9 protein-coding genes and 6 pseudogenes are annotated in these 12,473 nt (G+C 41.7%); 8 read left to right on the forward strand and 7 right to left on the reverse strand.

Going from position 1 to position 12,473, the window contains the following annotated elements; all coding sequences use genetic code 11:
- Nucleotides 1-253: 253 nt before the first annotated feature.
- Nucleotides 254-677 (reverse strand): annotated as a pseudogene (locus FTT68_RS14105) (restriction endonuclease subunit S); the annotation flags it as partial.
- A 94-nt stretch (nucleotides 678-771) separates the two neighbouring features.
- Between FTT68_RS14105 and FTT68_RS13110 the strand changes: the two are divergent.
- A complete protein-coding gene (locus FTT68_RS13110; RefSeq protein WP_252726082.1) occupies nucleotides 772-1,740 on the forward strand; it encodes an IS30 family transposase in 969 nt (322 codons plus the stop codon).
- On the opposite strand, the gene FTT68_RS13115 is transcribed toward FTT68_RS13110, so the two are convergent.
- The 3 genes and pseudogenes from FTT68_RS13115 to FTT68_RS13125 all read right to left on the reverse strand — a co-directional run bounded on the left by FTT68_RS13115 (nucleotide 1,675) and on the right by FTT68_RS13125 (nucleotide 4,922).
- Nucleotides 1,675-2,028, reverse strand: a complete 354-nt coding sequence (locus tag FTT68_RS13115) for a hypothetical protein (protein WP_180175409.1) — start codon at nucleotides 2,026-2,028, stop codon at nucleotides 1,675-1,677. The genes FTT68_RS13110 and FTT68_RS13115 overlap by 66 nt on opposite strands.
- On the reverse strand, nucleotides 2,028-3,596 hold the full coding sequence (locus FTT68_RS13120; protein WP_180175410.1) for a type I restriction-modification system subunit M: 1,569 nt from the start codon (nucleotides 3,594-3,596) through the stop codon (nucleotides 2,028-2,030). Before FTT68_RS13120 ends, FTT68_RS13115 begins: the two co-directional genes overlap by 1 nt.
- A gap of 317 nt (nucleotides 3,597-3,913) precedes the next feature.
- Nucleotides 3,914-4,922 (reverse strand): annotated as a pseudogene (locus FTT68_RS13125) (HNH endonuclease).
- Here FTT68_RS13125 and FTT68_RS13130 point away from each other — a divergent pair.
- Nucleotides 4,920-5,198, forward strand: a pseudogene (locus tag FTT68_RS13130) (integrase core domain-containing protein); the annotation flags it as partial. The pseudogenes FTT68_RS13125 and FTT68_RS13130 overlap by 3 nt on opposite strands.
- A gap of 36 nt (nucleotides 5,199-5,234) precedes the next feature.
- Nucleotides 5,235-5,372: pseudogene (locus FTT68_RS13995) on the forward strand (heavy metal transporter); the annotation flags it as partial.
- 93 nt (nucleotides 5,373-5,465) lie between these two features.
- Here FTT68_RS13995 and FTT68_RS13135 read toward each other — a convergent pair.
- Entirely contained in the window at nucleotides 5,466-6,071 is a 606-nt protein-coding gene (locus tag FTT68_RS13135; RefSeq protein ID WP_180175411.1) for a TetR/AcrR family transcriptional regulator, read from the reverse strand.
- A 532-nt stretch (nucleotides 6,072-6,603) separates the two neighbouring features.
- On the opposite strand from FTT68_RS13135, the gene FTT68_RS13140 reads away from it, so the two are divergent.
- From FTT68_RS13140 to FTT68_RS13150, 3 genes are all read left to right on the forward strand, one after another.
- A complete protein-coding gene (locus FTT68_RS13140; RefSeq protein ID WP_180175412.1) occupies nucleotides 6,604-8,385 on the forward strand; it encodes an acyl-CoA dehydrogenase C-terminal domain-containing protein in 1,782 nt (593 codons plus the stop codon).
- A 79-nt stretch (nucleotides 8,386-8,464) separates the two neighbouring features.
- Complete coding sequence (locus FTT68_RS13145; protein WP_171062587.1) at nucleotides 8,465-9,640, forward strand: thiolase family protein; 1,176 nt, start codon at nucleotides 8,465-8,467, stop codon at nucleotides 9,638-9,640.
- A 113-nt stretch (nucleotides 9,641-9,753) separates the two neighbouring features.
- Nucleotides 9,754-11,250: a succinate CoA transferase gene (locus tag FTT68_RS13150; protein WP_168390428.1), complete on the forward strand. Its 1,497-nt coding sequence runs from the start codon at nucleotides 9,754-9,756 to the stop codon at nucleotides 11,248-11,250.
- 88 nt (nucleotides 11,251-11,338) lie between these two features.
- Here FTT68_RS13150 and FTT68_RS13155 read toward each other — a convergent pair.
- Nucleotides 11,339-11,467: pseudogene (locus FTT68_RS13155) on the reverse strand (putative zinc-binding metallopeptidase); the annotation flags it as partial.
- Between FTT68_RS13155 and FTT68_RS13160 the strand changes: the two are divergent.
- Both FTT68_RS13160 and FTT68_RS13165 read left to right on the forward strand, forming a co-directional pair.
- Nucleotides 11,445-11,705, forward strand: a pseudogene (locus FTT68_RS13160) (DUF4236 domain-containing protein); the annotation flags it as partial. The pseudogenes FTT68_RS13155 and FTT68_RS13160 sit on opposite strands and share 23 nt — an antisense overlap.
- 100 nt (nucleotides 11,706-11,805) lie before the next feature.
- Nucleotides 11,806-12,120 (forward strand): hypothetical protein, encoded by a 315-nt coding sequence (locus FTT68_RS13165; RefSeq protein WP_168390427.1) that lies wholly within the window; start codon nucleotides 11,806-11,808, stop codon nucleotides 12,118-12,120.
- Between the two features lie 70 nt (nucleotides 12,121-12,190).
- Here the strand turns inward: FTT68_RS13165 and FTT68_RS13170 are convergent, their stop codons facing one another.
- Entirely contained in the window at nucleotides 12,191-12,454 is a 264-nt protein-coding gene (locus FTT68_RS13170; protein ID WP_180175413.1) for a hypothetical protein, read from the reverse strand.
- Between the last annotated feature and the right edge of the window lie 19 nt (nucleotides 12,455-12,473).

A 12,473-nucleotide genomic window follows, 5' to 3' on the forward strand; every position in this document is an offset into this window, starting at 1 on the left:
CAATTACGCAGAATAATTCGGTACTATTGAACATCAGGACTAGAGTTGTGAGTTTGGTGTGGTAACTCAACTGATGGCTCTAGTCCTCTTATTTTTCAAGTCAATTTCTTATCCGCGATTCAGGTTAATCTATCTACTGCTATTTTATTTGGTTTAATATCGGAATTGCGAATTAATGGAACACCCTTCTCTCGATAGTTCGTAGTCATAGTTGTAACTAAACCAATTGAAACATCAGCAATTTTTAATATGCTTTTTTCCTCCCACTCCCCAAACTCACTCCCATCATCCGCTTTAAAACGAAGCTGCTGGCTAAACAGCTTTTGCATCATGCCTTGTTTGTATTGGCTAAGCAGTTCGTGTTTTTGGTTCAGTTGGCGGATCTTTTCATCGACTGCGGAAAGGAAAGAGGCGATTTTGTTTTGTTCATCTAAAACTGGAAAATCAATAGTTGTCTTACCGACTTCCTGCTGACCTATAGTTGTCATGGTAGCTGTTTTGCCACCCTGTATTAGTTGCTTACGAACCTTAGATGTTTTTAATGCATAGTTTAAAAAACTAGGATTTGTGACTTCTAAATCAGGACTTAATTTGATTAAATGTCCATCATAAGTAATATCTTGGCTATGACCTAAATAAACATTCGAGAAAGCAATTCCTGGCAGAGTAAAACTTGAAGTGCGACATAAACCACCTAATTAATTTAAAGGGTTTATGGAGTATATAAAATTGTCATACCATCATCTTAACTTTGAAGATCGTACTGCATTAATGCTTGAGTCAAGAAAAGAAGGCTTTTCACCCAGAAAATTTGCTGAACTTATTAAAAGACATCCTAGTACGATCTATCGTGAACTTAAAAGAAATAGCATCAATGACGTTTATCAAGCTCGATATGCTTCTGATAACACCTTCGCTAGACGTAGACGTGGTCACAGAAAACTCAAAATCGACTCAATCCTCTGGAGATTTATTGTTGAAGCGATCCGTTGTTTATGGTCTCCTCAGCAAATATCGAAGCGTTTAAAGACATTTCCTGATTTGGATCAAATAATGAATGTAAGCCATACAACGATTTACTCAACTATACGAGCATTACCAAAGGGTGAGTTGAAAAAAGACTTATTATCCTGTCTGCGTCATGAAAATAAAAAGCGAAAAGCTAACGGTGAACCTAAAAAAGATTCTATATTACAGGATATTAAAACTATTCATGAGCGCCCAGCCGAAGTTCAAGAAAGAAAAATACCGGGTCATTGGGAGGCCGATTTAATTAAAGGTAAAGACAATAAAAGTTCGATAGCAACACTTATTGAACGAAATACACGGCTCTGTATCTTGGCAACATTACCTGATGCAAAGGCAGAATCAGTGCGCAAGGCTTTAACTGAAGCTCTGAAATATTTACCTGCAGAACTGCGTAAAACGTTGACCTATGACCGTGGACGTGAGATGTCAGAACATAAAATACTCGAAGAAGATTTAGGCATAGATGTATATTTCTGTGACCCACATTCACCATGGCAAAAAGGCACATGCGAAAATATGAATGGTTTAATTAGGCAATATTTACCTAAAGGGATTGATTTAAATCAGGCAGATCAGCATTATTTAAATCAAGTTGCCATGTCACTGAATACTCGTCCTAGAAAAGCGTTAGATTGGCTTACACCATTAGAGAAGTTTGCTCAGCTTGTTGATTATCATAAGGCTTTTGAAACTGTCGCACCTCATGTTTGAATTCGCCCCTTCTTTAACTAAGGAGGAGCGAGTAAAAAATATATCGCCAAATTTCACTTTATTGCGTTCAAATTCCTTTAAATCTAAATCTAATAAAGATAATCTAGATTCATCGATATCTCTTTCAATATACATGTCTAAGACATTAATTAGCTTATAACCTTGACCAACCTTATTTTGGTCATTAAAAACACCATTATTTAAAGACTTATCTTTTGCTAGATTTATTAATGATGATTTTGTCCAATCCCCATCAAACTCTTTAAAACGTAATTTAGGCACAGCCATTACTTCACCTCCGCAAACGGTGAAACAATGCCTAGCTCTTTGCAGAAATCTGCAATGATGGCATCGGTTTTTTGGCTGTCGTGTTCCAAAGCTTGAAGCTGTTTTGCAATCGCATCTAAATCAATTTCGGCTTCCGCTTCAAAAGTATCGACATAACGCGGAATATTCAGGTTGTAATCGTTATCTTTCACTTCCTGCAAGGTCGCCACATGCGCATATTTTTCAATATTTTCACGCTTTTCAAATGCCGCAACAATCTTATCCAAATGCTCAGGCAATAACTTGTTTTGGTTCTTCTGCTTTTCAAAATCATTGCTGGCATCAATAAACAGAATATTGCTGCTCTGCTCACGGTTTTTCTTCAACACCAAAATACAGGTCGGAATAGACGTGCCATAGAAAATATTGGCGGGTAGACCAATAATCGCATCCACCACGTTCAACTGTTCAATCAAATACTGACGAATCACGCCCTCGCTCGAACCACGGAACAAAACGCCATGCGGCAACACCACCGCCATGGTGCCGTTGTCATCGAGTTGATACAGCATGTGCTGTACAAACGCCATATCGGCTTTAGAACTTGGCGCCAGTTTGCCATACGCGGCAAAACGTTCATCTTGTAAAAATAAAGGATCGGCAGACCATTTTGCAGAAAATGGCGGATTCGCCACCACCGCATCAAACTTTTTATCTAAATGCTGCGGACGGGTTAAGGTATTTTCCTGCTTGATGTCGAACTTGGCAAAATGCACATCATGCAGAATCATGTTCATGCGTGCCAAGTTGTAAGTAGTACGGTTCATCTCCTGACCGTAAATCATATCGACATCTTTAACTTCACGTTTTACCCGTAGCAACAACGAACCTGAACCACAAGTCGGGTCATAGACTGAACGTAAACGCTCTTTGCCTTGGGTGACAATCTTTGCCAATAAAGTCGATACCGTTTGCGGGGTATAGAATTCCCCCGCTTTTTTGCCCGCACCTGATGCAAACTCACCAATCAGGTACTCGTAAGCATCACCCAGTACATCGGCTTCGGTATTACTAATATCAAAATCAATATCATCTAAATGACTCAGGACTTTCGCCACCAGTGCATTACGGTCGCTGGCATTATTGCCAAGCTTGGTCGAGTTTAGATCTAAGTCTTCAAACAGGTTGGCAAAGTCATCGGCAGAGTCGGTGCCTAACGTGCTTTGTTCAATTGATTTTAAGGTCGCAGTTAAATCATCCAAAATGAATTCGCCCTGACGACCACGCTCGGCTAAGGTATGGAATAGCTGTTTGGGTGTGAGCGCATAACCGACTTCGGCAATGGCATTCTTTTTAATTTCTTCGATGTACGGCACATGCTCAGCATTATTTTCATCTAATTCTAAAAAGCTGACCTCCTCACCATCGAGCAATTCATTGGCAAAGTTCACCGATTTTTCTGATAAATATTTAAAGAAAATAAAACCCAGAATGTAATCACGGAATTCATCGGCGCCCATGGTACCACGCAAAGTATTGGCAATATTCCAAAGTTGTTTTTGTAATTGTTGCAGTTGTACGTGGGTCATTGTTATAGAAGTCCAATTAAGTGAATCATTAATCAAATGATTTTACCTAAAATTCTAAATCATGCAGCAGTAAAAAAATGGGAAAGGACATAAATTGTCGTGCTCAAGCCAAGTGATCTATCAATTCAATCTCCAAACAGGTGAATATTCTAAATTTTGTAGCAACATATTGTGAGAATGAAGGCCTCCAGTTAAAAGTCTGTAAGGGCTGAAAGCTCTAATTCAGCTGTCTATAGAATACTATTTTGCTGAATATTCAATTTGTTCTCGAAAATATTGGTCTTTGGATAACAGAATCTCTGCAAAGAATAACGGTCTCAAAAGACACCAGATATAGGATGAGCCAATATCTGTTTATCTTTGCCCCCCAACCAAACTAAATACTCATGCTCAATCGCCTGCTGATAGGCCCAGTCTGCAACCCGATGTGAACGCTGCAGATCGGTCAAAAAACCGAGTTGCGAAATCTCCCGACTAATCGCCTGATCATGCAGATGATTACGTTCTCTCCATTGATCTAAGAATTGCTCGGACGCTAGATAATTACTTTTCAGTGAATTACATTTATCATCTGCCAGGACAAAATTATGTCCGGTATCGGCAGGATATAGAGACCAGGGAATAAAATGATCCACGGCATATTTTGAGTTTTTCAGGCTTTTGCCACAGTAAAAACTGGCATTGCTGTAAGTCGATTAAGAAGTCCGCGACCTGCCCCAATTGATTACGACTTGGAGCAAACATGAATTCATCTAGGTCAGGCAAGCCATCAAGTACAACTAGGTTCTGCTTGTTCAGTCGGACAAAATCAATCCAGCGCTTTTGGCACAGCTCTTCAATAATTTCACTGAATTGTCTTAAGCAATACATCACCTTGGGCAACAGCTTAAGTGACTGTTTGCAATCCTGCAGATGATAGAGAAACTCTACGGTTTGACCATTCAGATTCTGCAAATATACTACCGGCATTTGCTTAACCGTTGTCGCAACTGTTCGCTTCAGCCTGTTCCAGTAAAATACATCCTTTCTCAACGCGGCCAAGGTCTTGAATTGTTGCTGTGCATTCTGAATTTCACTGATGATCTTTGCCTGCTTACCAGTGCTTTGATGAATAGTAAAAGGCTCATACTGGTTAAACTGAAACGGCAGAGACTGTTTCCAGTACAGGTCAATAAACTTTTCCGCAATATCCTGATAGTCCAAATGCAAGGCAGCACCGGTATCTTGACCCTGTTCAATCGCCAGACGCGTGATACTTATCAGCAAAGCAAACTTATATGTCGAAGTAAAAGTCCCTGACTGCAATATCTGCTGAATATGCTTCATCGTTTAGAAGCTGCAAATTTACGAGCATCAGTCGGTACAACTGGTGATTCATACGATAATGCTCTGGCTGAAACGGTGAATGGCTTATACAAAACAGAGGTGATTGAATATTTAAAAGCAGATTGGCAAGGTTTAGCAGATGTATAACTTGCGACACTAAACTGGGTAGATTGGTTCAATAAAAAGCGTGTACACAGTGCACTGGGTTATGTATCGCCTTTTGAGTTTGAAGCAATGTACTATGATAAGATTAACCCGTTAGGTCAGGTGGCCTAACTTAAATAAAAAAGTCTCCGACAAACCCGGTACGGTTCAATTAAAGATCTGGATGAAAATGCCACTGTGAATATTGATGGGGCCACTAAACTGGTCGAAGTTGAATCGACAGCCAGTGAGTCTGAGATTGTTGCAGCTTTAACCGAAGATGGTTTCCCGCCTGTGGCTGCCTGATGGTTGTCGAGTTAGATCGCGAAAGTGATCTTATGAAATCATATAGCCAGATAAAAAATGCCTGATCGAATCAGGCATTTTTTATTTTAGTGATTATACTGATGAGATTTTATCCGGGGTCATCAGCGCCTGATTAATATATAGCTTAATCAGGCGTTCACGTGAACCAATCGCTTTTTGATAACTGGTCGAATTTAATAATAATGAAGCGCCATAAGTGACTGTCCAGATATAAGATAAATAATCCCGGATTGACATGGCACTGTCTAAAGACACCAGATAATCATGGGTCATATCTTTAATGCGGATAATCCGTTCTTCACGAATACGGTAGAGTTCCTGAAATAACTCTTTCAGGTTTTTTTCATTATTGGTTAAACGCTCTTCAATAACATGCAGCAAAATAGTCCGGTTTGAATTGAGCATGTGATAAAGCATATATTGCGAAACATAATTTTTAATATCGTTATTATATTTATCGGAAATTGCCAGAATTCTTTTTTCATTCAGAATGATGAGTTCTAAATATAACTGGTTCTTGCTTTTAAAATGCTTGTAGATGGTTCCTTTGGCGATGTCCAGTTCTTCAGCAAGTTCACTCAAGGTGATGTCCTGATTATTATCAAGCAGTAGACTTTCTGCCATGCTCAGGATCTTCTCTTTACGAAGAAGGAAGTTCTGCTGTTTTACAGTCGTCATCCTCTTGGTCCATATTTTTCGAAAAAGAACCTTTCAAGAATATTCAATTTTACCCAAGATAGCTATAAAACTAAGGTCGTGATATTTATCTAATTTTGTATATTTATGCAGCAACTGCTGACAATGAAAAATATATATAGTGTCAGTCTGGAAATATTGTCAAGAAAACTGAACCCTAGAGATCAACTTTGCTAAATAAAATTCCATTTTCAGCATAATTATTTTATTGTTTCAGCACATCAAGTGAAATCATTATTCGGTTTAAGACCGTCCTGGCAAAGGATTATAGCGGTGAATAAAGAATCATTTTAAGCCTGCTTGGTTCAGTAAATAACGGTGACATGAAGCTTTGGTTTTTAAATTTTATGTCGCTTATTTAGTTGAATGAGATTTACTGCTGGATTAATTCGACATGATGATTTTTGAATGACATGCATGGATTCGAGCAAAAAGTCTCAAAATATTTTCTCGAATCCATAATGAAAAAATACTCAGTAACAGGATTGAGTATCACCAGTGAAGGAATGTGAAAATGCCTATTTATAATGCGCCACTAAAAGACATGGAATTTATTTTAAATGATGTGTTTCAGGCCGAACAATTTTGGCAAGATAATGAAAATCTTGCACATTTAGATATGGCAACTGCAAATGCAATTCTGGAGGAGATGGCCAAGTTTTCCAAGAATGTGATTCTTGATCTAAACCGACCTGCAGATGAAGAAGGTGGTGCTCAGTTTAGTAATGGTGAAGTCAAAACACCTGCAGGTTTTAAAGAAGCTTTCAAACAGTTTGCTGAAGGCGGCTGGGTGGGGTTGGGTGCGCCTGAAGAATGGGGCGGTCAGGGCATGCCAAAAATGCTGACTGTACTGGCTGATGAAATGATCTGGAGTACTAATCCATCTTTCATGCTATACCCGCTGTTAACTGTCGGTGCTGGCATGGCGATTAATGATCGTGCTTCACAAGAACAGAAAGAAACCTATTTACCAAAATTCTATACGGGCGAATGGTCGGGCACCATGTGTCTGACTGAGCCACATTCGGGTACTGATCTTGGCATAATCAAAACCAAGGCTGAACCCAATGAAGATGGCAGCTATAACATCAGTGGCACCAAAATCTTCATTACCAGCGGTGAGCATGATCTGAGTGAAAATATCATTCACCTGGTACTGGCCAAAACCCCAAACGCGCCAGCAGGTTCACGCGGTATTTCTCTGTTTATTGTCCCTAAATTCCTGGTCAATGCAGACGGTTCCCTGGGTGAGCGCAATGCAGTGGCTGCCGGTTCGATCGAACATAAGATGGGCATCAAAGGCTCAGCAACCTGCGTCATGAACTTTGATGGTGCTAAAGGCTATATGGTGGGCAATGAAAATGAAGGTCTGGCGGGCATGTTCGTGATGATGAACTACGAACGTTTGTCGATGGGGATTCAAGGCATTGGCGCGGCAGAATTTGCTTATCAGAATGCCGCACAATATGCGACCGACCGTTTACAGGGCCGTGCATCAACCGGCGCTAAATCGCCAGAAAAACCAGCCGATTCGATTCTAGTACATGGTGATGTACGCCGTATGTTGCTGAATGTACGTGCCAATAATGAAGCTTCTCGTGCTTTCGCAGTCTATGTCGGTCAGCAGCTAGATATTACCAAATATTCCACTGATCCTGAGGCAGTGCGTAAAGCAACCGATCGTGTAGCTTTATTAACGCCTATTGCCAAAGCTTATCTCACCGATAAAGCACTGGATGCTGCACTTGAAGCACAAATGTGCTTCGGTGGTCATGGTTATATTCGTGAATGGGGCATGGAACAATGTATCCGTGACCTGCGCATTTCACAGATCTATGAAGGGACCAATGGGGTGCAGGCGATTGATCTGATCGGCCGTAAAACCACCAAATGTAAAGGTGCTTATATTGCAGAGTATATCGCTGAAATCCGCGAGTTCGCCCAAGGTCTGGATGATTCATTGACGATTAAAGCGGCGACATTAGAGACCTGTCAGCAACTGGAAGACATCACCGGCTTTATCGTCGAGCAGTCTCAACTGAATCCGGACTTTGCCAACTCGATTGCGGTCGATTATCTGCATGCGGTGGGTCTGCTCAGCTTTGTGTATATGTATGCGCGTATCAGCAAAGCTGCATCAACGAAAGACGATAGCTATTTCCAGAACAAATTGGTACTGGCGAACTATTATGTCGCCAAAATTCTCCCGGATTTGAGTGCCCGAATTCAACGTATTCAGGCAGGTGCAGAACTGGTCATGCAATTACCTGAAGACTATTTCACTGCACAGGCTTAAACCGGCAAATATTGCGAAGGACAAACACTGCAGAGCTGCTACTGTGCGGTGTTAAATAACAATGATGAAAAAGGATGAGATTAGAATGATTGTAATTGTAGAAGCTGTACGTACCGCAATGGGCGGTTTTCAAGGCTCACTTTCAAGCTGTACGGCGCCTGATTTGGGTGCTGTGGCGATCAAGGAAGCTGTAGCTCGTGCAGGTTTAACTGCAAACGATATTGATGAAGTAATTATGGGCTGTGTACTGCCGGCGGGTTTAAAACAAGGCCCGGCACGTCAGGCCATGCGTCAAGCCGGCTTACCGGATTCAACAGGCGCTACCACGATCAATAAAATCTGTGGCTCAGGCATGAAAGCGGTGATGCAGGCAGCAGATGCAATCAAAGCGGGTTCGGCTGAAATTGTGGTCGCAGGTGGCATGGAATCTATGTCTAATGCGCCATATTTGATGGACAAGGCACGTGCCGGTTTCCGTATGGGACATGGCAAAGTCACGGATCACATGTTCCAGGAAGGTCTGGAAGATGCAGAAACAGGTCTGTCGATGGGAATTCTGGCACAGGAAATGGCAGATAAAAAAGGCTATACACGCGAACAGCAGGACGATTATGCCATTGGCTCATTAAACAAAGCGGTGACGGCTGTTCAGCAAGGCTTCTTTAAAGATGAAATCGTAGCAGTCACTGTCAGTAACCGTAAAGGCGATGTGGTGGTTGAGCAGGATGAACAGCCTTTAAATGCCAAAGCGGACAAAATTCCAAGCTTGCGTCCAGCCTTCAAAAAAGACGGAACCATTACCGCAGCAAATGCCAGTTCAATTTCAGACGGTGCTTCAGCACTGGTGGTCACCTCTAGTGAAATTGCTGCACAGCGTAACTTAAAACCGCTGGCTAATATTTTGGCCTATGCCAGCCATTCGCAGCATCCTTCGGAATTCACCATTGCACCTGTCGGTGCGATTGAAAAAGTCCTGAAAAAAACCGGTTGGGATGCCGCTGATGTGGACCTCTGGGAAATTAATGAGGCTTTTGCCATGGTGACGATGCTAGCCATTGATGGCTTTAAACTGGATACTGCAAAAGTCAACATCAACGGTGGCGCATGTGCGCTCGGTCATCCACTGGGGTCTTCTGGTTCCCGTATTATTGTGACCTTGATTCATGCCTTAAAACGTACTGGTGGCAAGAAAGGTATTGCCGCACTGTGTATCGGTGGCGGTGAAGCAACTGCGATTGCAGTGGAACTGGTTTAAGTCCAGCCAAAATTCAATGCTCGAATTAGCAAAATTAATTATTGATTTAGACGTTAATGCTCTTGGTTCATCAGGAGCAGATGCCTCTTTATTTTATATTTTTGAGATTTTTTATGAACGGTTTAGAGCGCATTCGTTTGCTCCCATTACAAGATAAAGTCGTATCTGTCGAAAAAGCACTACAACTGATTCAAGATGGCGATGTAGTTGGTTTAAGTGGTTTTGGGGGGGCAGGTGAAGCGAAAACTGTGCCTTTGGCCTTGGCTGAATATGCACAGAAGTATCCAATTCATATTACCTTGGCGACAGGTGCAAGTCTGGGGAACCGGATTGATGGAAAACTCAATGAAGCACATGTCATAACCCGCCGTTATCCTTATCAGGCAGATCCTTCTTTACGTAAAGCGATTAATGCCGGTGAAGTGATGTATGTCGATCAGCATCTCTCTGAACTGGCCGATAATATCCGTCATAAAAACTTGCCAGCGATTAATGTGGCTGTAATTGCTGCAACTGCGATTACTGAAGACGGTCAGATTATTCCGACAGGCTCTTGCGGAAATTCTGCAAATTTCATCGAAATGGCAGATCGGGTCATTATTGAAATTGATATGACGATTAATCCCGCGCTAGAAGGTGTTCACGATATCTATGTACCTCAAGCGCGCCCAAACCGCGGGCCAATTCCTCTGACTCAAGCCAGTGACAAAATTGGAACAATCGGGATTCATGTTGCACCTGAAAAAATTTCTGCGATTGTCATCAATGAGATTCCAGACACTTCCTTTGGCATGGACGAACCGGATCAAGAAACGCTGGCGATTGCCAGTCACCTGATTCATTTCTTTGAACAGGAAGTGGCAGCAGGGCGTTTACCTGAAAATCTGGGGCCGCTGCAATCCGGTGTGGGCTCCGTGGCCAATGCGGTCTTTGCCGGCTTCGAACATTCCAATTTCAATAATCTGGAAATGTATTCTGAAGTCTTGCAGGATTGCACTTTCCAGCTTATCGATTCAGGCAAGATGACCTTTGCTTCAGGTTGCTCCATGACCCTGACCGATGACTGTGCCGCACGAGTGATGAACAATTTTGATCGATACAAAGATAAAATTGTCTTGCGTCCACAGGAACTTTCCAATAATCCTGAACTGATTCGCCGTCTCGGGATTATTGCGATTAATACAGCACTTGAGTTTGATATTTACGGAAATGTGAATTCAACCCATGTTACTGGAACCAAGATGATGAACGGCATTGGAGGCTCGGGAGATTTTACCCGTCATGCGCATATTGCCATCTTTGTGACCAAATCCTATGCCAAAGGTGGTGCGATTTCTTCAGTCGTTCCCCTAGTCAGCCATACCGACCATACCGATCATGACGTTGATATTCTGGTGACTGAGCAAGGTTTGGCAGATCTGCGTGGTTTGGCACCGCGTGAACGTGCCCGCAAGATTATCGATATCTGTGCTCATCCAGATTACCGTGATAGTTTAAATTATTATTTTGAACGTGCCTGCGCGCGTGGTGGTCAGACACCACATTTATTGAATGAAGCTTTGTCTTGGCATGCCCAATTTGAAGAAACCGGTTCAATGAAAACCGCTTAATACGTTTAATCGCGTTGATCATTAAATAAAGCCCGTTGTATACGGGCTTTATTCATTTTATTGCATTCAGTTTTTTGTCGTTTAGAGATCATTTGGATGATTTAAAAACTTTTTCCAGTACATGCCGATGTATAAATCGAAGCTTGTCTTTTACCGCTTCGGTCAGCTTGAATGGGTAGGCATCTTCCAGCCCCATACAACGGTTCAGCATTGGCAAACCTGGTGCTTCTTTAAATATTGGCAAAAAAGGCACCCGAACCAGCGTTGGTATTCCTGGCACAGGCCTATCCTATTCAAAACACCAGCCCTATAAGAACAGAGCTGGCAACCAAGAGAATCCTGTTCAGGAACAACAACCGTTCTATACATCACATACTGAGCAACCCAAATCGAATGTCTGGATTTGGGTGATTTTTGGATTATTTTGTTTTATTGTCGGGGCAATTCTTTTTTAGAATTCACCGCTCTTTTTACCGATAATATTCCTCCTGCTAGGCAAAATCTGATTCATTCATTACTATGGACGGATCTTAAGTACAATAAAGGTTGCCTCTGATGTCAGACAATCACCATACTCACGATTATGATGAAAATGATTTAATCGACTCTCCCTTATCTCAAGTTTTACAGGAACATAATCAGCAGGTCGAAATTCTCATTTATCGACTGCCTGACAGTGATTGGACACTGGAAGTAGTGAGTCAAAGTGGTACTTCTACTGTATGGGATGAAACTTTCCCGTCAGATCAGGAAGCTCTATCTGTCGCTTTAGATGGCATTGAAGCTGCAGGCGGTATTCAAGCCTTTTCCGAACTCAGTGACCTCGAAGCAAAGAACAATATTTTTCCTGAATCCCTTATTCGCCATTAAAAATGAAACTACCGGCTTGAATTTGGATCAGTATATTTTTGGATTCTTAGAACCTATCGCGATGATAGGTTCACTTCAACCCAAACCCATCCAGGGTTGAAGGGTCAAAATTTTCATCAAACATAAACTCATCTGCTCGCTCTTTTTTTAATGTCGTCAGGGCATAAAAGAAACATTTCTCACATAACTGCAATTCATATCTTTCCCCGTCATGCTTGGAACCATAGCCCCAATGCGCCGATAAAGTTCCAAACTCTAGTTTCGTTGATTGGTTGCATACATCACATAAAACATCAGTAATGACTTCTACCTGTTTCAGTTCTTTAATCTCCATATGCAATTCCTTGTAAATC

Origin of the sequence: Acinetobacter sp. Q85-2 (assembly GCF_013420555.1) — a bacterium.
Taxonomy (GTDB): Bacteria; Pseudomonadota; Gammaproteobacteria; order Pseudomonadales; family Moraxellaceae; genus Acinetobacter; species Acinetobacter indicus.

What these genes read in the sequence shown, in the direction of transcription:
- FTT68_RS13165 (WP_168390427.1), top strand. Translation starts at nt 11,806, where the DNA reads ATGTCAGACAATCACCATACTCACGATTATGATGAAAATGATTTAATC.
- FTT68_RS13120 (WP_180175410.1), bottom strand. Translation starts at nt 3,596, where the DNA reads ATGACCCACGTACAACTGCAACAATTACAAAAACAACTTTGGAATATT.
- FTT68_RS13170 (WP_180175413.1), bottom strand. Translation starts at nt 12,454, where the DNA reads ATGGAGATTAAAGAACTGAAACAGGTAGAAGTCATTACTGATGTTTTA.
- FTT68_RS13140 (WP_180175412.1), top strand. Translation starts at nt 6,604, where the DNA reads ATGCCTATTTATAATGCGCCACTAAAAGACATGGAATTTATTTTAAAT.
- FTT68_RS13150 (WP_168390428.1), top strand. Translation starts at nt 9,754, where the DNA reads ATGAACGGTTTAGAGCGCATTCGTTTGCTCCCATTACAAGATAAAGTC.
- FTT68_RS13115 (WP_180175409.1), bottom strand. Translation starts at nt 2,028, where the DNA reads ATGGCTGTGCCTAAATTACGTTTTAAAGAGTTTGATGGGGATTGGACA.
- FTT68_RS13110 (WP_252726082.1), top strand. Translation starts at nt 772, where the DNA reads ATGCTTGAGTCAAGAAAAGAAGGCTTTTCACCCAGAAAATTTGCTGAA.
- FTT68_RS13135 (WP_180175411.1), bottom strand. Translation starts at nt 6,071, where the DNA reads ATGACGACTGTAAAACAGCAGAACTTCCTTCTTCGTAAAGAGAAGATC.